Origin of the sequence: Clostridium sp. AM33-3, assembly GCF_003480315.1 — a bacterium.
Classification (GTDB): domain Bacteria; phylum Bacillota; class Clostridia; order Lachnospirales; family Lachnospiraceae; genus Brotaphodocola.
In genome coordinates this window covers 182645-202820 of the sequence record NZ_QUIV01000001.1, presented here as the reverse complement: position 1 = coordinate 202820, position 20176 = coordinate 182645, and the positions used below count along the sequence as shown (strand labels likewise).

Sequence of the window (20176 nt, the reverse complement as noted above, 5' to 3'; positions counted from 1 at the left end):
ATTATGAATATTGGAATCGTGTTTTACTTTTTGGGCTGGGTCCTTGGCATAGAGGGCATCCTGATGATCCTTCCCTGTGTGGTGGCTCTGGTCTACCGGGAGCCAAGCGGGTTCTATTTTCTGGGTGTGGCACTGTTCTGCGGCATCAGCGGATGGCTGCTGGCCCACAGAAAGTTAAAGAGTACCGTTTTTTATGCAAAAGAGGGCTTTGTAGCCGTGTCCCTGAGCTGGATCGTTCTAAGCTTCTTTGGCGCGCTTCCGTTTTTCCTGAGCGGAGAGATCCCACTTTTAGAAGATGCGCTGTTTGAGGTCATTTCCGGCTTTACCACAACCGGAGCCAGTGTTTTGCCGGATGTAGAGGCCTTAAGCCGCTGCATGCTGATGTGGCGCAGCTTTACCCACTGGATCGGCGGTATGGGTGTGCTGGTCTTTATCCTGGCTGTGCTTCCGCTGGCCGGCGGATATAACATTCATATCATGCGTGCAGAAAGCCCGGGACCATCTGTGGGAAAGCTGGTACCGAGAGTCCGCACCACAGCAAAGATCCTGTACCTGATCTACCTGTTTATCACAGTCGTACAGATCATTCTGCTGCTTTTTACCGGCATGCCGCTGTTTGATTCCATGGCCATGAGCTTTGGCACAGCCGGAACCGGCGGATTCGGCATTGTCAACAGCAGCTGCGGCGATTACACATCCCTGCAGCAGTGGATCTTTACCATTTTCATGATCCTGTTCGGTGTGAATTTTAATGTATATTACCTGTTTCTGATCCGCAAGCCGAAGGATGCCCTGCGCTGTGAGGAGATGAGAGGATATCTCGGGATCATCCTGGTAAGCACGCTGCTTATCACCTGGAATATCCGCGGCATGTTCCCGGATATCCTGACTGCATTAAAGCACGCGGCATTCCAGGTCGGATCCATCATCACCACGACCGGTTATTCCACCACGGACTTTGATCTGTGGCCCGGCTTTTCCCGGACAATCCTTGTGTGCCTGATGTTTATCGGGGCCTGTGCCGGAAGTACCGGAGGCGGCATTAAGGTATCCCGCATTGCCATTGCCGTGAAAACTGTGAACAAGGAGCTCTCCTCCCTGATCCATCCGCGGAATGTCAAGGTATTAAAATATGAAGGAAAAGCCATTGAGCACAATGTGCTGCGTTCCATCAACACCTACCTGGTTGCCTATATCCTGATCTTTTCAGTGTCCCTGCTGCTCATCAGCCTGGACAACTTTGATCTGACCACGAACTTTACGGCTATAGCGGCAACCTTAAACAACATCGGTCCGGGACTTTCCAAAGTCGGGCCGACCTGCAACTTCGGTATTTTCAGCCCCATCAGCAAATATATCCTGATGTTTGACATGCTGGCAGGCCGCCTGGAGCTGTTCCCGATGCTGCTTCTGTTTGCCCCGCGTACCTGGATGAGAGAGTAGCAGACAACGCGTACGTTTCCCGTATTCAGCGATGCAGCCGCGCGGCAAAAAACTTTGAAAAAAGTTGAAATACAGGATTGACAGCCGCATGGTTTCATGCTAATATACATGAGTATGTGCCGCACAGCGAGGTTTGAAAGTTCCGAGTCCATCGGATCCGGACACCGAAACTGGCGAGTAATGATAATAGGAGGTGCCATATGTACGCGATTATTGCAACAGGTGGTAAGCAGTACAAAGTAGCAGAAGGCGATATCATTAAGGTTGAAAAGCTTGGTGTAGACGCTGGCGAAACCGTTACGTTTGACCAGGTTCTTGCAGTTAACAACGGAGAGTTATCCATCGGATGCCCGACTGTAGCAGGTGCAACTGTTACTGGAACCGTAGTTAAAGAGGCAAAAGCAAAAAAGGTGATCGTTTACAAGTATAAGAGAAAATCTGGCTATCATAAAAAGAATGGTCACAGACAGCTCTTTACCGAGATCAAGATCGACAAGATCAATGCTTAATTAATCATGATTAACGTAACCGTATCTGTTGATTCCGACCATCGTTATCATGGGATTTCTTTTCTGGGTCACGCAGGTTATGCAGATGATCATCAGGAAGGACAGGAGCTGGTTTGTGCAGCTGTGTCTGCCCTGACACTCAATATGGCAAATTCTGTGGAGCATTTCACAGACGACCAGTTTGAGGCAGATGAGGACGAGCAGTCCGGGATGTTCCGTTTCCGGTTTACCGGGGCGATTAGTCCGGAAGCAGCACTCCTTATGAATTCTCTTGTGCTCGGCTTAGAGGACATTGAGGAAACATACGGAGAACCGTATATAAAAATTCGATTTGAGGAGGTGTAAGAGATGTTTAAGATGAACCTTCAGTTATTCGCTCATAAAAAAGGTGTAGGTTCTACCAAGAACGGTAGAGATTCTGAGTCCAAGAGACTTGGCGCTAAAAGAGCAGATGGTCAGTTCGTATTAGCTGGTAACATTCTTTACAGACAGCGCGGTACTAAGATCCATCCGGGTCTGAACGTAGGACGCGGCGGCGATGATACTTTATTCGCTACTGTAGACGGCGTTGTAAGATTTGAGAGAAAGGGCAGAGACAAAAAACAGGTTTCTGTATACCCAAGAACAATCAACGAATAATGACACTGACAGGGCTTCATACTGATTACTGGTATGAAGCCTTTTTTTGGAAAGGATTTAGGTGAATCCATGTTTGCAGATAATGCAAAAATTTTTATCAAATCAGGAAAAGGCGGAGACGGCCATGTAAGTTTCCGCAAGGAATTGTTTGTGCCGGCAGGCGGTCCTGACGGCGGTGATGGAGGAAAAGGCGGAGACATCATTTTTGAGGTGGATCCGGGTTTAAATACATTAACAGATTTTCGTCATGTTCGGAAATATGTAGCACGAGATGGAGAACAAGGCGGCAAGAAGCGATGCCACGGTGCCAACGCAGAGAACCTGGTGATCAAAGTTCCGGAAGGAACCGTCATCAAGGACTTTGAGACCGGCAAGGTCATCGCAGATATGTCCGGTGAAAATAAACGAGAAACCATTTTACGGGGCGGAAAGGGCGGCCTCGGCAATATGAACTTCGCAACCCCGACCATGCAGGCACCAAAGTATGCACAGCCTGGTCAGCAGGGTCATGAGCTCTGGGTTCAGCTTGAATTAAAGGTCATTGCAGACGTTGGTCTGGTCGGCTTTCCAAACGTGGGAAAATCCACCCTTCTTTCCCGCGTATCCAACGCAAAACCGAAGATTGCAAACTATCATTTCACAACCTTAAACCCACATCTGGGTGTGGTTGACTTAGACGGCGGAGCCGGCTTTGTTATGGCAGATATCCCGGGCCTGATCGAGGGAGCTTCCCAGGGCATCGGTCTTGGCCATGACTTCCTTCGCCACATTGAGCGCTGCCGCGTTCTAGTCCATGTGGTGGATGCCGCAGGTACCGAAGGACGCGATCCGATTGCAGATATCCGCGCCATCAACGCAGAACTGGAGGCATACAATCCGGAGCTGTTAAAGCGTCCGATGGTCATTGCAGCCAATAAGATTGACGCCGTTTACTCTGAGGACGAGGATCCGGTCGAGATCCTGAAACAGGAGTTTGAGCCGGAAGGCATCAAGGTATTCCCGATTTCCGCAGTCAGCGGTAAGGGCGTAAAGGAGCTGTTATATGCAGTATATGAGCTTCTTAAGACTGTAAACCTGGATCCGGTGATCTTTGAGAAGGAATTTGAGATTGAGTACGCCGGTGACCGCAACCTGCCGTATACGGTAGAGCAGAACGAGGACGGCGAGTTTGTAGTAGAGGGACCGCGCATCGAGAAGATGCTGGGCTACACAAACCTGGAATCCGAAAAAGGCTTCCAGTTCTTCCAGAAATTCTTAAAAGAGAGTGGTATTTTAGACGAGCTTGAGGCCGCAGGCATCCAGGAGGGCGATACCGTCCGCATGTACGGCCTTGCATTTGATTATTATAAATAACAGGAGAAAAAACATGACAAGCAAGCAGAGATCCTATTTAAAGGGACTGGCTATGACCATGGACCCGATTTTCCAGATCGGTAAGTCCAGCGTAACTCCGGAGCTGACCGCTGCCATCGCAGAGGCACTGGAAGCCCGCGAGCTGATCAAGATCACGGTCTTAAAGAACTGCCTCGACGATGGACGTTCCATCGCAGAGGTACTGGCTGAGCGCACTCGTTCTGAGGTGGTTCAGGTCATCGGCAAGAAGATTGTTCTTTACAAGCCGGCAAAGGACGAGGCAAAGCGCAAGATCGTTCTGCCTTAATATCACAGAGAAGGGGCTACGTAAAACCAAGGTCCCTGAGTACATTTTGCGAAGGGAGTGAGCTGCTTGGCCAAGATTGGAATTATGGGCGGTACCTTTGATCCGATCCACAACGCACATCTGATACTGGGCAGACAGGCCTGGAAGGAATACAGCCTGGATGAGGTCTGGTTCATGCCGTCCCACATCCCTCCGCACAAAACCGACCATCAAATCACCGATACAAACGACCGGTGTGAGATGGTGAAACTGGCAATTGCGGAATATCCCTATTTCCGTTTTTCAGATTTTGAGATTTCCAGGACAGGCAATACCTACACGGCCCAGACTTTACAGCTTTTAAAAGAAGCGTACCCGGAGCACACCTTCTATTTTATTGTAGGCGCGGATTCCCTGTACCACATTGAAACCTGGTATCATCCGGAGCTTGTATTAGGGCACGTTACGATTCTGGCCGCAAGGCGGGAATGTGACGATGCTGCCTGTACTTTGGAGAAGCAGGCGGATTATCTGAAAAACAAATACGGAGCCGCAATTTTTCTTTTACACAGCGCTGCCATGCATATCTCTTCCCAGGAGCTTCGGGAACGACAAAGCAATGGAACCGGAATTCATGATCTGGTTCCGGACAGCGTGGAACGCTATATCAGAGAACACGGCCTGTATCAACATCCTGACCGTAGGAAGGATACATTATGATAACAGAACAGATCATCACACTGCGCAAGCAGTTAAAATCCAAACTGGAACCGATGCGCTTTGAGCACTCCGTAAGCGTATCGTTCACCTGCACCGCGCTGGCCATGCGCTACGGCTATGATATTCAAAAGGCTGAGCTTGCCGGGCTCATGCACGACTGTGCAAAGCGCTTTACCGACAGCGAGCTGATCCGTAAATGCCAGAAGCATGGGGTGGCCTTAACTGAGGCAGAAATCAAGGCTCCGGCTGTCATTCATGCAAAATACGGTGCCTATCTGGCAGAGAATAAATATGGCATCCAGGACCCGCAGATCATTTCTGCCATTGCATGCCATACCACCGGTAAACCAGACATGTCCACGCTGGACAAGATCTTATACATTGCAGACTATATTGAGCCGCGGCGTGACAAGGCAGACAATCTGCCTCAGATGCGTTATTTGGCATTCCAGGATCTGGATGAGACCATGTACGAGATCTTAAAGGGAACCCTGGAATACCTGGACAAAAAAGGAAACACAATTGACCCGATGACCCTGCAGGCTTATGAATATTTTGCAGAGGCTATGAAACAGAAAAAGGCAAATATGCATATCTAGAAAAGGAGAAAATGAATGAGTCAGACAAACGAAATGGTAAAACTGGCCATCACGGCCCTGGAAGATAAAAAAGGGGAAGATATCCGCGTGATCGACATCCACGAGGTATCCGTTCTGGCTGATTACTTCCTCATTGCAAGCGGTTCCAACGGAAACCAGGTTCAGGCCATGGCCGACAACGTAGAAGAAGAGCTTGGCAAAGCCGGATACCCGTGCAAGCAGGTAGAAGGCTACCAGAGCGCAAACTGGATTTTGATGGACTATGGCGATATCATCGTGCACGTATTCGATAAAGAGAGCCGTTTGTTTTATGATATTGAACGTATCTGGAGAGACGGTAAAATCATGGAGGCGGGTGAGTTCACAGAACACGCAGGTGTTTAATTCCTTTTATTTCCGAAACTACATGGGGGCTCCATCAATATGATGGAGCCATTTTTACATCTGCAGCGCAGCAGCTTCTTCAGACCGTACGGATGAAAATGGGATAACATTCTTTGGAAGATGCTGTTCTGCTTCCCAGAGTGTCAGTTTCTGCTGCATATTCATCCAGCTTTCCGGCGATGTGTTCGTCGCTTTTGCAATGCGAATTGCCATATCAGGACTTAACATCGCTTTTTCATTTACAAATTCTGATAATGCTTTCCGGCTTACACCAAGCATTCTGGCTGCATCGGTGATGGTAAGTCCCAGTGGTTTTATAACATCTTCCAAGAGGACAACTCCCGGATGAGTTGGTTTTCTGCTTATCATACATGTTCCTCCTTCTAATGATAGTCCTGGTAATCCACGAGATGCGCATCCTGTCCTTCGAAATAAAATGTTAATCGCCAATTGCCATTAACAGTAACAGACCACATGTCCTGTTTGTCTCCTTTCAGCGGATGCAGCCGGTATCCCGGTAAATCCATATCCTGCGGACTGATACTTGCATCAAGACGATCAAGCATTCTGGCTAATTTAGGCGCATGCTCTGGCTGGATTCCTTTCTTGGAACCGTTCTCAAAAAATTCCTTTAATCCCTTGTGTGCAAATGATTTTATCATATTTATATTATACCGTGTAACGTGGCAGGTGTCAATTATGGATACACTTCTAAGACCGTTATAAAAATTTCAAAAGTATTTCCATATGGAAGGAGGACATCATCTGCATTTACCAGAGAATACGTTATGGATACTGTTACCGTGATACCTGGTCGATCGACCAATGGTTCCTTACGGTTGTCCCAAACATGATCCATGATCTTCGCGTCAACAGCCATGGTTATCCCGGTTTCTTCGAAGGACCGGAAGAAGAGAACATCCGAAAATGGGACCGTATTCTGAAAAGAATGGAATTTCTGTTCCGGGAGGCAAATGAGGACACATGCAGAAAGAAGAATCCGTATGAGGCGGAACATAACCTTGCACAGGAAGCCTTTGAGGCAAAATACGGCATGTTCGGTGAGAAGCTGAAAACAGAAGAGGAGATTGCAAGAGAAATGCGAGAGCATAAGCACCGTTTGTATATGATGGACGATGTGCCGGAATATGCGGAGATCTCGAAAAAGTGGCTGGCGGTCGAGGGTGAACTACGTGAGTACCGGGATCGGTGTCTGAAGCAGGCTATGGAGCTTATGACGAAATATTTCCGGAACCTGTGGGATTGATATGCATGGGCGGACAAAAAGGAAGCGACGGGGAGTCGAAGAATGATTCTCTGCCGCTTCTGGCGTTCGCTTTCTGTTTCTTTCGACTGTATGCCTTGCCGTTCGGCATGGTCCTCGTTGCCGGGTTCAGGATGCCCCAGGTGGAGCGCTGTAAGGAATGGTATGCTTTTTGTGCTTTCTTACTCTGTTTGCTGATCGGGACAAATGATTTTTTCATGGTCTCCTCCTTTGTGATAGCTGTATGTAAGGAAAAGGCTGCGGAACTTCCATTCCGCAGCCGGTGGTGCCTGAAACCGTACCCCGGCACCGGTGTGATCGCTCACGGGTTTTCTACAGGGGATGATTAACCTCTATAATTTGTCTGATTACTTTACCATGAACCGAAAGATACAACGGATAAAAAATAACAAAACAATCCATGCCACTGAACGTTAACAATCCCATTTGCATTTTTAAAGACCCTGTACGGAAAAATTCTTTAGAGCTCCACTTCAAACAGGAACGTCTGATTGTACTGGTCAAGGGCAATCTGCATTTCCATGATCTTACCGGAGATACGTTCATAATCCCGTTTTACCAGCTCTGGGTCATAGTTGGTGTAGCGGTATTCAGGAACGGCATTTCTGGAGCTGAATGAGTGGGAAGATTCCCTCATTTTCGGCAGGCATTTCCGCATGGTGTCCAGAGTTGTTTTCCGGTAATTAAGCTGTGCCATTTTGACCAGGATGCTGTCCACGCTCATTTCCGTATCACCGACCGGGATCTTTGCGGTGGCGTTGGCCAGGTTCAGTGCGTGCCTGATGATGACGGTTTTCCGGTCAATTTCATTTAATGTATCGGAAACGGCGGAGTAGTCATACTCCGGGATGACTGGTTCCTCGCCGACGGCAGCAACGTAAGTGCGGGATGCCTCTTCCTTGTTTGTCCAGTAAGATTTTTCATCTGCCAGGCTTTTGAGCAGTTTATTGGCATAAGCCGAAGTCATTTTCATGATGTGTTCGCCTCCTCATCAATTCCTTATGACACGATTATAAGACAGGAGAGGAAAGCTGTCATTGAACCACTGGTTTAAGCCGGCCCATAAACGAGGAATATCCCCGTCAATGACGAGGATATTTTCAATGCTGGTATGTAATAATCTGCTGAGAATGATAAAGTTGTCCAGGCTCGGCAGGGATTTTCCCGCAATCCACTTGTAGATTGCTTGCGGGTTTTCAAAGCCGAACGCACCCTGGATCTCTCGGATCGTATAGTTTTGCTCTGAAAGCAGCTGCTTGATCCGCTTCCCGGTTTCCACGGGCTGGATTGACAAATACATCGGTTCCATTTACATCCCTCCATGATTCTGTACCATCCCGAAACACTTGTTTCCATTCTATCACGGATGATGCGGAATGAACAGCGGAATTTATCCGGGCGATGGCTTATTTGGAAAAATGTCCGTACCGTCTGTCATCGCAATTGCAGTAAGGTCCTTCACAATGACCGTTATGAGTAAAAGAATGAGCACAGACGGAATTGCTGTGCTCATTGAGTGATTTAAAATTTGATTTATTCTACCGTTACCGATTTCGCCAGGTTTCTCGGCTGGTCTACATCCAGATTCTTTCCGAGAGAAGCATAATAGGCAATCAGCTGCAGCACGACAGCGATCGGGAACACGGTGAAGCGGTCGTCTACATCCGGAATGCGGATTCGGATATCAGCCAGATTGTCATCCACTACAGAGCCTTCTTTTGTCAGCAGAATTACAAAGGCTCCGCGGGCTTTGACCTCACGGATGTTGGAAATGGTCTTGGAGAACACATGTTCCTGAGTTGCAATGGCAATGACCGGTACCTGATCAGAAATCAGGGCAATGGTGCCGTGCTTTAATTCCCCGGCTGCATAAGCCTCCGCATGAATGTAGGAAATCTCTTTCAGTTTCAGGGCACCTTCTAAGGAAAAGGCATAGTCCAGGCCACGGCCGATAAAGAACGCATCCGGACTCTGAATGATGTGGGAAACTACCCCCTTGATCATCTCTTCCTGCGCAATCATGGTCTCCATAGCCGGGATCACATCCAGCAGGTCGGAGAGAAAGTCCATAGCCTGTTTTTCTGTAAACTTACAGCGAACCAGTGCCATGCGGCAGCTGATCATATAGAGAGCGGCAAGCTGCACAGAATATGCCTTGGTGCTGGCTACCGCAATCTCTGGTCCTGCATGGGTGTAAAGCACGTAATCACTTTCTCTGGCGATGGTGGAACCCTTTACATTCACGATTGCCAGGGTCTTTGAGCCGTACTCGTGAGCCAGGCGCAAAGCGGCCAGGGTGTCAATGGTTTCACCGGACTGGGAAATGATCAGCACCAGGGTATGCTCGTCAATCAGAGGCTGCTCATAACGGAACTCTGATGCAATGGTTACGGTAACCGGGATCCGCAGGATCGGCTCCATAAGCGCCCGCGCTACCATACCGGTATGCATGGCAGTACCACAGGCCACAATGTGGATCTGGGTGCAGTCTTTGAAGATCTCATCCGGGATTTTATCATCGGAGAAATCCGGAAATCCCTTGCTGATACGCGGGAGGATAGTATTTTTCATAGCCTCCGGCTGCTCGTGGATCTCCTTCATCATAAAATGCGGATAACCGTTCTTCATAGCCGCGTCCATATTCCAGTTGACCGTCATGATTTCCGGATATACCTTAGTAAAGTTCTCATCCATATTATATATATGCACCTTGTAAGGAGTCAGGCGCACGATTTTGTCTTCCGGCACAACAAAATACTGATTGCTGTAGGGGATCAGTGCAGTTAAATCCGATGCAATGATCGCGCCTGCATGGGTGTAGGAGGCAACCAGCGGACTTACTCTGCGGATCGCATATACAGATCCCGGCTGATCATCGAACAGGATGCAGAAGCCGTAAGAACCCACAATCAGCTCCTGAAGCTTCTGAATGGCCTTTAACGGGTCTCCGTCATACAGGGCATCCAGGACTCTTGCAGCCACCTCACTGTCCGTCTGGGAGACGAGCTGTCCTTCTAAATGAAACTGTTCCGTCAGCTCGTGATAATTTTCAATGATGCCGTTATGGATCAGGGTAACTTTTCCGGCACGATGCGGATGGGCATTGGCATCGGTAACGCCGCCGTGGGTAGCCCATCGGGTATGGCCAATGCCGCTGTGGGCAGTTCCGTGGATATTTGCCGCACAGTATTCTCTTAAATTTTTTACTTTTCCGACCTTTTTCGCGATACAGATACTGGTGTCCTCCATACACAGACCGATGCCGGCACTGTCATAGCCACGGTACTCCAGACCGCTGAGGCCGTCTAAGAGGATCTTGCTTGCGTCTAAAGGTCCTGAATATCCAATAATTCCACACATATTATAAAAAATTCCTTTCTGTCTTTCCTGTTGTCATGGTTCAAAATGTAAAATTCGCGCAAAAATGCGTACAAAAAGAAGACTCTCCGGTTATCCTGCGTTTGTTTTGCGGTTGCCCGCATATTTCACAGAATATACACGCCCGGAGAAGCATGGGAGAGTACCCGCCGAATTTTCGATGATCTCTCCACCTCGTTAACCTGAAAAACCAGCTCTGCAGCTTTCACGTACAGTCCTCAGGTGCATGGCGCTATAGCTTTGCTATTGGACATTTCGTTCCTCCTGAAAAACGAAATCGCGTCTATTATAGACCAGAATGGATTTTTCGTCAATCAAATGCCGTTTCTTCATGAAATATTAAAGTTTCTGCTCTGTATTTCCAAAGGCTTCTGTGCTAAAATACGAAGTTGTATTGTTACACAAAAACGAAGAAGAACGAGATAACGAGTATGAGACAACCTTTCAATGTCAAACAGGTCATGAAGCTTCTGACTGACTCCATGATCCGATATAAAAGCAAATGGGCTGCTGCCGGAATGGCCCTGATTTTGGGAGCCGGAAGCATCGGCATTTCCTTTCTGTACCAGCCTGCAGAAAAAGCCGCTGTGCCGGAGCCGGAAGTCAAAGAAACCACAGAAGCTGCAGTTATCGAAGCACCGACAGAGGCAGAAACCGAAAGCGTCTGGATTCCGACACTGGACGAATTAAACCTTGCTCACTATTTTCCGGAGGGTGAGGAGGATACCGACATCACCAAAAGCCTGGCCGGACACGTATTCCATGAGCTGATGACCCGGGATGCAAACTGGTCCAGCGCCCTTTACAGCTATTCGGATGTCACACCTGCGGATATGGCGGCAAAGCTTGGCATTTCCAGAGAACGGATTCTTGGAAAATATAACCCGGAAGACGAAAGCCACCAGAAAGAAAATCCTTCTACCTGGACCATTGGCAACTTTCGCAACGTAAAGATCCAGGCTGTAGACGGGGACGGCCATAGCGTTTCTCCTTATTCCAACGTACCTCAGATCATGTCAATGGCCAACGTTTATACCTATTATCATAATCCGCAGGACAGCGACTCGTTCCTGTCCTACGCAAAAGCATTGTGGGAGGCATCCCATTCCTATACCATGTCTATCAGTGATGTGTACTACTGTTCCGGCTGTGTCGGAACGCAGGCGGAGGAGCTGGAAAAGAAGGCACTGCTTGAGGAAGCTGAGGCTGAAAAAGAAAACCCCAATCTGGAACTCCCTTATGAGGAGATTCCAGAGGATGCGAAAGCGACTGCCAACCAGTCAGAGGAAATCTGCGCAGAAAACCAGACCAGTGTGATCACGGCAGGTCTGGCCACTGCTGAAAAAAAGGCAAAGGAAGAAAGTCAGGCCGAAAGCAGTGCAGCAGAAGCTAAAACGAAGGAAACCATTCCGGAATCTACCAGCGGTGTGATCACGGCACCATCAAAACAGAAAGCTGCTTCTCCTTCCAATGCGGAGTCATCCACTGACTTTGCGGGCACAGAGGGAGAGACTGCTTCCACTACAGAACACGCTATGGCAGATGACCATGCCAAAGCCATGACGAAAACAGCTACCAAACAGGAAAGCATGCCGAATGCCGAGACTTCTGAAAGCACGGAGGAGAAATCTCATGCCGATGCCGGCTTAATCTGTCCGGGCCATGTGGATCTAACGATCACCATGAAGATTGGAGGTCTGAATGAAAGCGCCGGCCTGTTTGCCCTGGACGCGACAGGAAATGATGAGAGCAAATTCAGTGAGGGCGGCTGGCAGGGATGGATAGAAGAAAATCGTGCAGCAGCTATCTCCCTGGCAGCCGAAGACTGGTACCAGAAATATGGGCTCAGCGTTTCTTCCATTTCAACCGGAATCCCGTTAACAGCCGAAGAGATAGAAGCATATCTGAATGAGCTCCCATCCAATCTTTCAGAAACACGGAAAGAGCTGCTACGATTTGCGTTAAATTCCGTAGGAAAGGTTCCATATTACTGGGGCGGAAAACCGTCAGCAAAAAACTATGAAAACAATCATTTCGGAACATTAATGCCGCCGGATGTCGATGGACGTACCTTAAAGGGACTGGACTGCTCCGGCTGGATCAGCTGGGTTTACTGGTCTGTGACCGGGGACCATCTCCCCTATGAGGGAACCAGCGGCCTGGCAGCTCTTGGAAAACGCGTCAGCCGCGAAGAACTGCAGCCAGGCGATATTCTGATCCGCACCGGAGCGGATTCCCATGTGGTCATGTTCCTCGGATGGACATCCGATGGCAGGATCCGCTGCGTACATGAAACCAGCGGTTCCATCAATAACGTTACGGTAGGAACGCGCAACGCCGGTTGGCCTTATTACCGGCGGCTGATCGATTAAACAAACACAATGTATATCATACAGACCGGATGATCCGGTAAGAGAGGAGACGTTTTGAGCTACAGAAAAGACTCTTTTGAAGGTGATGAGCTGGACCGTATGCGGGCCAGACAACAGCGAAAAAAACAGGGCCGGCCGGCCGCACCGGCCGGTGATTCCTATGATCTGCGTCCGGACCAGATTGAAGAACTGGATCTGGATGATTATGATACTTATGAAATCGCATTGAAGCAGGAACTGAACCGTACCATTGCACAGACAAAACAGGAGCAGAAAAATCCAAACAGGAAGGAGAATCGAAACGCCATGAGACAGGATCGTGCCGTTTACGAAAGACCACGAAAAAAACGGAAGAAGAAACATTCCTTCGGAAAAATCCTGCTTCTGGTGGTATGCCTCTTTGCGGTAATCTTTCTGTACCGCCATTTCCGTGCTGGCGGTTACTGGACTATTGCCGTATTTGGAGTAGATTCCCGTGACGGCAATCTCGGAAAGGGAGCCCTTTCCGATGTGGAAATGCTGGCAAGCATTAACAAAAAAACAGGGGAGATCCGCCTGGTATCCGTTTTCCGTGACAGCTATCTGCACATTTCCGAAAAGGAAAATGATTATGACAAAATCAACGAGGCCTATTTCCTCGGCGGCCATGAGCAGGCTGTGAAGGCGCTCGAACGCAACTTAAACCTGCACATTGATGATTATGCTACCTTCAACTGGAAGGCTGTAGTTGACGCCATCAATGTACTGGGAGGCGTGGACATTGAAATCAGTGATAAGGAATTTGCCTACATCAACTCCTTTATCACAGAAACCGTAAATTCTACCGGAGTCGGCTCTTATCAGCTGGAGCACAGTGGTATGAACCATCTGGACGGTGTCCAGGCCGTAGCTTACGCAAGACTGCGTCTGATGGATACGGATTTTAACCGTACAGAACGTCAGCGTAAAGTCCTCGGTCAGGCAATGGAAAAGGCAAAGAACTCCAAATTTAAGACACTGCGCACCCTGGTAGGTGCGGTATACCCACAGATTTCTACCAGCATCGGCGTGGATGATGTACTTGCACTGGCAAAGGGTGCTAAAAAATATTATATCGGACAGACCTCCGGCTTCCCGTTCTCCCATCAGGAGATGAAAATCGGCAAGAAGTCCTGCGTTATCCCAACCACCCTGGAGAGCAATGTCGTACAGCTGCATATGTTCTTATACGATCAGGAACAGTATGACGCACCGGCATCTGTAAAAGAGATCAGCAATTACATTGCGAAAAAGACCGGTCTGGGTGACCCGGGAAAGGATACGGAAACCGGAAAAAATATCGGTGTAGAAGGCAACAATGGCGGTGGACAGACAGGAGGAAAGTCTGAGCAGCCTGCCGCAGCACCGGCACAGATGGATCCGGCTGTGGAAGAAAGCAGCGAGGCTGCGGTGACATCTTCTGAATCTGCGGAAGAAACCATGGAAAGTTCTGAGGCAGAGGAAACCAAAGAGACGGAAACCTCATCCGGCGTGATCAGCGCGCCGCAGGATCGCCCGGGTTCTTCTGAGACAACCGCCTCCGATCACACCAGTGCAGGGCCGGGACCGTCTGCAGGGCCTGGATCGTCCACCAATGGACCAGGCACCTCAAATGCCCCGACTGCGGCAGAGACCAATGCCGCCTTAGAGGCGCCGGGACAGAATTCCGGAAGCGGAGCCGAAGAGGCCGGACCGGGAGTGTAAAAATTTAACAAAAAATGCGAGTGACTGCCACAGGCAAGCTCGGTGCGGATCTGTGCCCGCTCCTTTCTGCGGCAGAAAGTATGCAGGGAACCGTAAAAGGAGAAAATCGTCCGGAAGGCGGCGCTATGTTTACGCTCACGCTGCAGAGACCGTCATAATATACAGAAATCCGCTTATAGACTTGCAATCTTTGTAGAACGAGACAAAATTCAAAAAAATGGCAAAAAACTATTATACAAAATAAAATTTTTCGCTATAATAGCACCTCGGTAACAACAATACATCATACAGTTTTATGAGAACGCAGTGAGATGCACACCGGAAATCTGTGAACAGCAGCTTTCCGATATCTGAATTCAGAATGCAGTGGAGTCGCAACGAGTTTGACGGCTTCGCTGCATTTTTTTGTTCTCATGCAATCAAGGAGGAAATTACTTATGCCAAAATCTTTGAAACAGGAAATTATTTACGGAATCATGATGGTCTTTGCCATGGTTTACGCCATGGTATGCTACAACGTCACACTGAATGTCGGCGGTATGCAGAACTTTGTTTTCGCAGCAGCACTTCATGAACTTCCGATCATGTGCCCGCTGGCATTTTTATTTGACTTTTTTGTAGTTGGACCGATTGCGAAAAAGATTACCTTCCGCATCTTCAATCCGGCTGAAGATAAGATCATCTTTGTGATCCTGATGATCTCTGTTCTGTCCATCTGGATGATGTGCCCGTACATGAGCCTGATCGCAACCATTTTATTCAAGAATGGCCTGCAGACGGAATTTTTCAGCATCTGGATCTCCACTACCATCAAGAACTTCCCAATGGCGTTCTTCTGGCAGCTGTTCGCGGCAGGTCCGCTGGTTCGTTTTATCTTTGGAAAAATGTTCAAATAAAAAAGGCATGATTTGAAACACTTGCGTTTTCATGGTAAAATGATGAAAAAAGAAAAGGACAACTGTACATGCGGACCAAGGACGAATTCAACGAACAGAAGCAGCGGCAGCAGCTCTTAAATTCAGCCTGGAAGCTGTTTTACCAGAAGGGTTATCAAAACACTACCATGGAGGATATTCTGAAAGAGGCACATTGCTCAAAGGGCAGATTCTATTATTACTTCCATGCCAAGGCAGAGCTTCTGGATTCCATGTATGAGCTCTTCGATGAAAAATACGAGGAGTTTTACCAGAGCATTGATAAAACATTGGGAAGCTTTGAACAGCTGCTTCTTCTAAACCGTTTCATGTTCGACTTTATGAGCCATCAGATTGGACGGGAGCTTCTTACCAGCCTCTATATCAGCCAGCTTTCCGGGACTACCGGCATCCGGTTCTGGGGAGAACAGCGTTCGTTTGTGAAGATTATTCTGGAGATTGTAAAACGCGGACAGGAGCGGGGCGAGATCCGGACGGATCTTGACTGTCATGCGCTTGCTGCCGACATTGTCGCAGAGGAACGCAGCCAGCTGATTTCCTGGTGCCTGGCAGGCGGCACTTACGATCTGGCGGCGGTGAGTGTTCCAAAGCTGGAGCGTTCCTACATCGGATATTCCTCGCAATATGAAGTGAGAAAAGAACAATAAATAGAGAATTGCTGATTTTTGAATGATTTTGTTGTGTTTGACTTTATTTTGGAAGGTGCAGGCAGGAAATGTTGCACCTTCTTCTTTTATTGTTTATAATAAGACCATGGTCTAAAAATGAAAAATAACAGGAGGTACTTTTATGCAGGCAACGGCACAAAAGAAAAAGAACGGAAAAGTTCTTGATTTTATTGAACGGGTAGGAAACAGGCTCCCTCATCCGTATATCTTATTTTTATGGTTATGTCTGATCCTGGCACTGATCAGTCTGGCATGCAGCATGGCTGGCGTCAGTGTGGTAAACCCGACAAACGGAGAAACGGTTCTTGCCAAGAGTCTCATCAGCAAGGATGGTCTGATCTGGCTGTTGGAAAATCTGCTTTCCAACTTCCAGGGATTCTCACCCCTTGGCCTGGTACTGGCCATGCAGATTGCCATCGGCTTTTCAGAAAAGGTAGGTCTTCTGACAACGGCAATGCGCCGCGCAATCCTCGGTGTTCCGCTGTGGGCACTGACCGCTACCGTATTATTCCTTGGTATCAACGGAAGTATTGCTTCTGAGGCATCCATCATCGTGGTTCCGGCTCTGGCAGCGGCAGCATTTGAGTCCGTTGGCATGCATCCAATTGCTGGACTGCTCGCCGGATACGCGGCAACCAATGCCGGGTTTACCGCCTGCGTGATCGTTGCGGGAACCGATGTCCTCTTAGCCGGTGTAACCGAATCTGCAGCCCAGATGATTGATCCGTCCATGACTGTCAACGCCACCTGCAACTGGTACTTCATGTTCGTATCCGTATTCACTCTGACTGCGGTAGGTGTTTTCGTAAATAAGAAATTTATCGTTCCGCGTCTTGGCACCTATGATCCGGCAGACGGAGAGGGCGTTGACGCAGTCGAATCCAGCTCCGAGATCACTCCTGTTCAGGCAAAAGCACTTCGCGCAGCAGGCATTTTCAGTATTCTGTACATCCTGTTATTTGCAATTCTGGTCATCCCGTCCGGTGGCATGCTGCGTGCGGAAGACGGTTCCATCTTAAACGGACCGTTCATCAAAGGACTTGTTCCGATCCTGATGATTTATTTCATTCTGGTAGGCGTTGTATACGGCGTAAAGGCTGGTACCATCAAAAACAGTTCTGACGTTCCGATGCGGATGGCCCAGGCTCTGGAAGGCATGACCGGCTACATTGTTTTAGTATTTGTCATTGCGCAGTTCATCAATATGTTCAGCTACACTAACCTCGGCATGATCATCGCCGTGAAGAGTGCAGATGCCCTGCAGGCAGCAGGCTTTACCGGCATTCCGTTAATGCTGTTCTTCATCCTGCTCTGCTGCGTCGTAAACCTGTTCATGACCAGCGGTTCCGGAAAATGGTACATTTTTGCTCCGATCCTGGTACCCATGATGATGATGCTTGACTACAGCCCGGCTTTCGCGCAGATCGTCTACCGAATCGGTGATTCCACCACCAACGCCATCACCCCGATCTATCCGTATATCCCGATCGCCATCGGAATGGCAAAGAAATACGACAAAAACTTTGGCATGGGAAGCCTGATCTCCATGATGCTTCCATATTCCATTGCGTTTCTTATTGTCTGGGTTATTCAGATGATTGTCTGGGTTCTGTTTAACCTTCCGCTGGGTCCGGGTGTCAGCGTATTCTTATAAGAGGGAGAGACAACATGAAAAAGCACACTATGAGAGCGCGTTATGAAGCAGCAGAAAAGCTTCTGACAAAACATACCCGCACCGCCGTGTTAAACGGAAATCCAAAGATACACTGGAATGCAGACGGTACCACGTTTCAGTATGAACGGCAGGAGCGTTCCGGCAGTGAAGTTACCGCTGTTCTGGCAGAAGTAAACGGACTGACTGGAACAAGACAGATCCTGCAGAAAGCAGAGACAGCAGGGCAGGCAGCAAATGCCGGCTCTGCTTCCGGCTGTCTAAATGAAAAGGCTGTGACCATGTCCCCGGATGGTGCTTACTATCTTTCCTATGACCGACACAACCTGATTCTGACCGAACAGAAAACCGGAGAACGGATCCAGCTTACCTTTGACGGGGAGCCGGATCTGGAATACGGCTGCTATATTGATATCTACAGCCAGATTACCGTAAAACGCCAGGGATACAAGGAACATCCCCAAGTCCTCTGGAGTCCGGACGGTACCCGTTTTATCACCTACTGCGCGGACCGGAGAACCACGAAAAAGCTTCCGCTGATCGCATCCTACGCAAACAGCCTTACCGATCTGCGCCCGGAGCTTTACGAATATCCATGCCCCTTTGTCACGGATACCGACGAAGAGATTCCGCATTACAGCCTATACATCGGTTCCTTATCGAAAAAAGCACTGGTGAAGGCAGACGCGCCGGACTTTCTCTATCCGGTATTTACTTCTCCGGAAAAATCTTCTGTCAAATGGATGAAGGACAGCCGCCATTTCTATTTTACCTGGATTGCGCGAGGTTATCAGGAGGCCTGCCTTTATCTCGGTGATGCATTAAACGGAAGCTGCCGTGCTGTCATCCGTGAGACAACGGAGCAGTTTTTCAACCTTGGCGCCTTCGGCCTGCTGGACGGCTACGGAAGCTATCTGTTTTCCAACTTTATCACCAGTGACAGAGCCTATGCCTTCTGGCAGAGTGAACGAAATGGATTCGCTCATCTTTACCGCTACCGCCTGACAGAAAACGAAAGCATCTGTGAGGGTGATCTTTTTGATGCGTCTGAGAAAGAACTGATCATTCAGAAGCTGATCCGTGTCGATGAGCGGGAGAAGCAGATTTATTTTATGGCAAATAATGTTCCAGAGTGTTCGGATCCCATGTATTACCAGCTGTACCGCATCGGGTTTGACGGAAGCGGCCTGACACGCCTGACGCCGGAAGATGCCGTGCATCAGATCAGCATGGGAAGCCAGTCTTTCGTAGACACCTATTCCCGCGTGGATCTTCCTCCGGTCACGGTTCTGCGGAAAATGGATGGTTCTCTGATCTGTGAACTGGAAACGGCAGATATTTCAGAGCTTCTGGAACTGGGTTATCAGATTCCGGAGCGGATCACGCTGACTGCCGCAGATGGAAAGACGAAGCTGTACGGCATTTTCTTCCGCCCGGATCCGGGGGAAAATGGGAGCCCGAAGAATCCGGCACCAGAATGCATGGATTCTTCCTGGCCGCTCATCGATTACATTTACGGCGGTGCGCAGCTCTACAACGTTCCCCGGGACTTTACCTGGGACAATAGCATGAACCGGGAAATTTACGGTGGCCTGCAGTCTTTCGCGAAGCTGGGCTTTGCCGGACTGATCCTGGATGGCCGGGGCGTTCCAGGCCGGGGCATGGCATTCCACAGATTCAGCTATCATAACATTCACGCCTGCGCAGGCCTGGAAGACCATGTATTCTGCTTAAAAGAATTAAAACAGCGGTATCCGCAGATTGACCTGGTACGCGTTGGCATGTGGGGCAATTCTGCCGGTGGTTACGCAACCGTGTCGGCTATGCTCCAGTATCCGGGCGTATACCGTGTCGGTGTGGCATCCTCCGGCAACTATGACCAGCGGATGTATGAGCATTCCTGGACGGAGCGCTACAACGGACTTTATACCGATGAAGTTTACCAGTATGGCGACATTACCCGCCTGGCCGGAAATCTGAAGGGACATCTGATGCTGGCTTACGGAGCCATGGATGACAATGTGACCATGGCGCAGACGCTACGGCTCTGTGATGAGCTGAATGCCCACAACAAGCGATATGATCTGGTGGTTCTGCCAAGATGCAATCACAATGTCCCGTCCGATGCGTACTTTGTTCGCCGGAAGATGGATTATTTTGTCCGGAACCTTCTGGGAGCAGAAGATTCTGGAATTTTTGAAGAATAAACGT

At 48.9% G+C, this 20176-nt stretch carries 23 protein-coding genes; 17 read left to right on the top strand and 6 right to left on the bottom strand.

The window, feature by feature from the left end; genetic code table 11:
* Nucleotides 1-3 precede the first annotated feature (3 nt).
* The 9 genes from DW819_RS01015 to rsfS all read left to right on the top strand — a co-directional run bounded on the left by DW819_RS01015 (nucleotide 4) and on the right by rsfS (nucleotide 5933).
* Complete coding sequence (locus tag DW819_RS01015; RefSeq protein WP_118731666.1) at nucleotides 4-1443, top strand: TrkH family potassium uptake protein; 1440 nt, start codon at nucleotides 4-6, stop codon at nucleotides 1441-1443.
* A gap of 200 nt (nucleotides 1444-1643) precedes the next feature.
* Entirely contained in the window at nucleotides 1644-1952 is a 309-nt protein-coding gene (gene rplU, locus DW819_RS01010) for a 50S ribosomal protein L21 (RefSeq protein WP_118534193.1), read from the top strand.
* Nucleotides 1953-1958: 6 nt separating this feature from the next.
* On the top strand, nucleotides 1959-2297 hold the full coding sequence (locus DW819_RS01005) for a ribosomal-processing cysteine protease Prp (protein WP_118534194.1): 339 nt from the start codon (nucleotides 1959-1961) through the stop codon (nucleotides 2295-2297).
* A gap of 3 nt (nucleotides 2298-2300) precedes the next feature.
* The gene (rpmA, locus tag DW819_RS01000; RefSeq protein ID WP_118534195.1) at nucleotides 2301-2591 is read left to right on the top strand and encodes a 50S ribosomal protein L27; all 291 of its coding nucleotides are present in this window, start codon (nucleotides 2301-2303) and stop codon (nucleotides 2589-2591) included.
* Between the two features lie 69 nt (nucleotides 2592-2660).
* The gene (gene obgE / locus DW819_RS00995; protein ID WP_118534196.1) at nucleotides 2661-3944 is read left to right on the top strand and encodes a GTPase ObgE; all 1284 of its coding nucleotides are present in this window, start codon (nucleotides 2661-2663) and stop codon (nucleotides 3942-3944) included.
* 13 nt (nucleotides 3945-3957) lie between these two features.
* Nucleotides 3958-4251, top strand: a complete 294-nt coding sequence (gene yhbY, locus DW819_RS00990; protein ID WP_118534197.1) for a ribosome assembly RNA-binding protein YhbY — start codon at nucleotides 3958-3960, stop codon at nucleotides 4249-4251.
* A 66-nt stretch (nucleotides 4252-4317) separates the two neighbouring features.
* Nucleotides 4318-4950 carry a nicotinate-nucleotide adenylyltransferase gene (nadD, locus tag DW819_RS00985; protein ID WP_118534198.1) on the top strand — a complete coding sequence of 211 codons (633 nt, stop codon included), beginning with the start codon at nucleotides 4318-4320 and terminating at the stop codon, nucleotides 4948-4950.
* Nucleotides 4947-5549 carry a bis(5'-nucleosyl)-tetraphosphatase (symmetrical) YqeK gene (gene yqeK / locus DW819_RS00980; RefSeq protein WP_118731665.1) on the top strand — a complete coding sequence of 201 codons (603 nt, stop codon included), beginning with the start codon at nucleotides 4947-4949 and terminating at the stop codon, nucleotides 5547-5549. Before nadD ends, yqeK begins: the two co-directional genes overlap by 4 nt.
* Before the next feature lie 15 nt (nucleotides 5550-5564).
* On the top strand, nucleotides 5565-5933 hold the full coding sequence (rsfS, locus tag DW819_RS00975) for a ribosome silencing factor (protein WP_118731664.1): 369 nt from the start codon (nucleotides 5565-5567) through the stop codon (nucleotides 5931-5933).
* A 54-nt stretch (nucleotides 5934-5987) separates the two neighbouring features.
* Here rsfS and DW819_RS00970 read toward each other — a convergent pair whose 3' ends face one another.
* Nucleotides 5988-6302 (bottom strand): HigA family addiction module antitoxin, encoded by a 315-nt coding sequence (locus DW819_RS00970; RefSeq protein WP_182432530.1) that lies wholly within the window; start codon nucleotides 6300-6302, stop codon nucleotides 5988-5990.
* A gap of 14 nt (nucleotides 6303-6316) precedes the next feature.
* The gene (locus DW819_RS00965; RefSeq protein WP_118731663.1) at nucleotides 6317-6595 is read right to left on the bottom strand and encodes a type II toxin-antitoxin system RelE/ParE family toxin; all 279 of its coding nucleotides are present in this window, start codon (nucleotides 6593-6595) and stop codon (nucleotides 6317-6319) included.
* Between the two features lie 188 nt (nucleotides 6596-6783).
* Here DW819_RS00965 and DW819_RS00960 point away from each other — a divergent pair, with 188 nt between their 5' ends.
* The gene (locus tag DW819_RS00960; RefSeq protein WP_118731662.1) at nucleotides 6784-7200 is read left to right on the top strand and encodes a hypothetical protein; all 417 of its coding nucleotides are present in this window, start codon (nucleotides 6784-6786) and stop codon (nucleotides 7198-7200) included.
* Here the strand turns inward: DW819_RS00960 and DW819_RS15785 are convergent.
* From DW819_RS15785 to DW819_RS00945, 3 genes are all read right to left on the bottom strand, one after another.
* Nucleotides 7166-7417 (bottom strand): hypothetical protein, encoded by a 252-nt coding sequence (locus tag DW819_RS15785; protein ID WP_147353152.1) that lies wholly within the window; start codon nucleotides 7415-7417, stop codon nucleotides 7166-7168. The genes DW819_RS00960 and DW819_RS15785 overlap by 35 nt on opposite strands.
* A gap of 261 nt (nucleotides 7418-7678) precedes the next feature.
* The gene (locus DW819_RS00950; protein ID WP_178716689.1) at nucleotides 7679-8191 is read right to left on the bottom strand and encodes a hypothetical protein; all 513 of its coding nucleotides are present in this window, start codon (nucleotides 8189-8191) and stop codon (nucleotides 7679-7681) included.
* 18 nt (nucleotides 8192-8209) lie between these two features.
* Nucleotides 8210-8527 carry a helix-turn-helix transcriptional regulator gene (locus DW819_RS00945; protein WP_118532297.1) on the bottom strand — a complete coding sequence of 106 codons (318 nt, stop codon included), beginning with the start codon at nucleotides 8525-8527 and terminating at the stop codon, nucleotides 8210-8212.
* A 67-nt stretch (nucleotides 8528-8594) separates the two neighbouring features.
* Between DW819_RS00945 and DW819_RS15520 the strand changes: the two genes are divergently transcribed.
* Nucleotides 8595-8738, top strand: coding sequence for a hypothetical protein (locus tag DW819_RS15520; protein WP_177303597.1), 144 nt, complete (start codon nucleotides 8595-8597; stop codon nucleotides 8736-8738).
* Between the two features lie 13 nt (nucleotides 8739-8751).
* Here DW819_RS15520 and glmS read toward each other — a convergent pair whose 3' ends face one another.
* On the bottom strand, nucleotides 8752-10578 hold the full coding sequence (gene glmS, locus DW819_RS00940; protein WP_118731660.1) for a glutamine--fructose-6-phosphate transaminase (isomerizing): 1827 nt from the start codon (nucleotides 10576-10578) through the stop codon (nucleotides 8752-8754).
* Nucleotides 10579-11027: 449 nt separating this feature from the next.
* On the opposite strand from glmS, the gene DW819_RS00935 reads away from it, so the two are divergent.
* From DW819_RS00935 to DW819_RS00910, 6 genes are all read left to right on the top strand, one after another.
* Nucleotides 11028-12968: an NlpC/P60 family protein gene (locus DW819_RS00935; protein WP_118731659.1), complete on the top strand. Its 1941-nt coding sequence runs from the start codon at nucleotides 11028-11030 to the stop codon at nucleotides 12966-12968.
* A 54-nt stretch (nucleotides 12969-13022) separates the two neighbouring features.
* Nucleotides 13023-14690 carry an LCP family protein gene (locus DW819_RS00930; RefSeq protein ID WP_243025466.1) on the top strand — a complete coding sequence of 556 codons (1668 nt, stop codon included), beginning with the start codon at nucleotides 13023-13025 and terminating at the stop codon, nucleotides 14688-14690.
* A 437-nt stretch (nucleotides 14691-15127) separates the two neighbouring features.
* Nucleotides 15128-15586 (top strand): DUF2798 domain-containing protein, encoded by a 459-nt coding sequence (locus tag DW819_RS00925; RefSeq protein ID WP_118731658.1) that lies wholly within the window; start codon nucleotides 15128-15130, stop codon nucleotides 15584-15586.
* A gap of 68 nt (nucleotides 15587-15654) precedes the next feature.
* A complete protein-coding gene (locus DW819_RS00920) occupies nucleotides 15655-16272 on the top strand; it encodes a TetR/AcrR family transcriptional regulator (protein WP_118731657.1) in 618 nt (205 codons plus the stop codon).
* A 142-nt stretch (nucleotides 16273-16414) separates the two neighbouring features.
* Nucleotides 16415-17947 (top strand): AbgT family transporter, encoded by a 1533-nt coding sequence (locus DW819_RS00915; protein WP_118731656.1) that lies wholly within the window; start codon nucleotides 16415-16417, stop codon nucleotides 17945-17947.
* A gap of 14 nt (nucleotides 17948-17961) precedes the next feature.
* Nucleotides 17962-20172 carry a prolyl oligopeptidase family serine peptidase gene (locus DW819_RS00910; protein ID WP_118731655.1) on the top strand — a complete coding sequence of 737 codons (2211 nt, stop codon included), beginning with the start codon at nucleotides 17962-17964 and terminating at the stop codon, nucleotides 20170-20172.
* Nucleotides 20173-20176 lie beyond the last annotated feature (4 nt).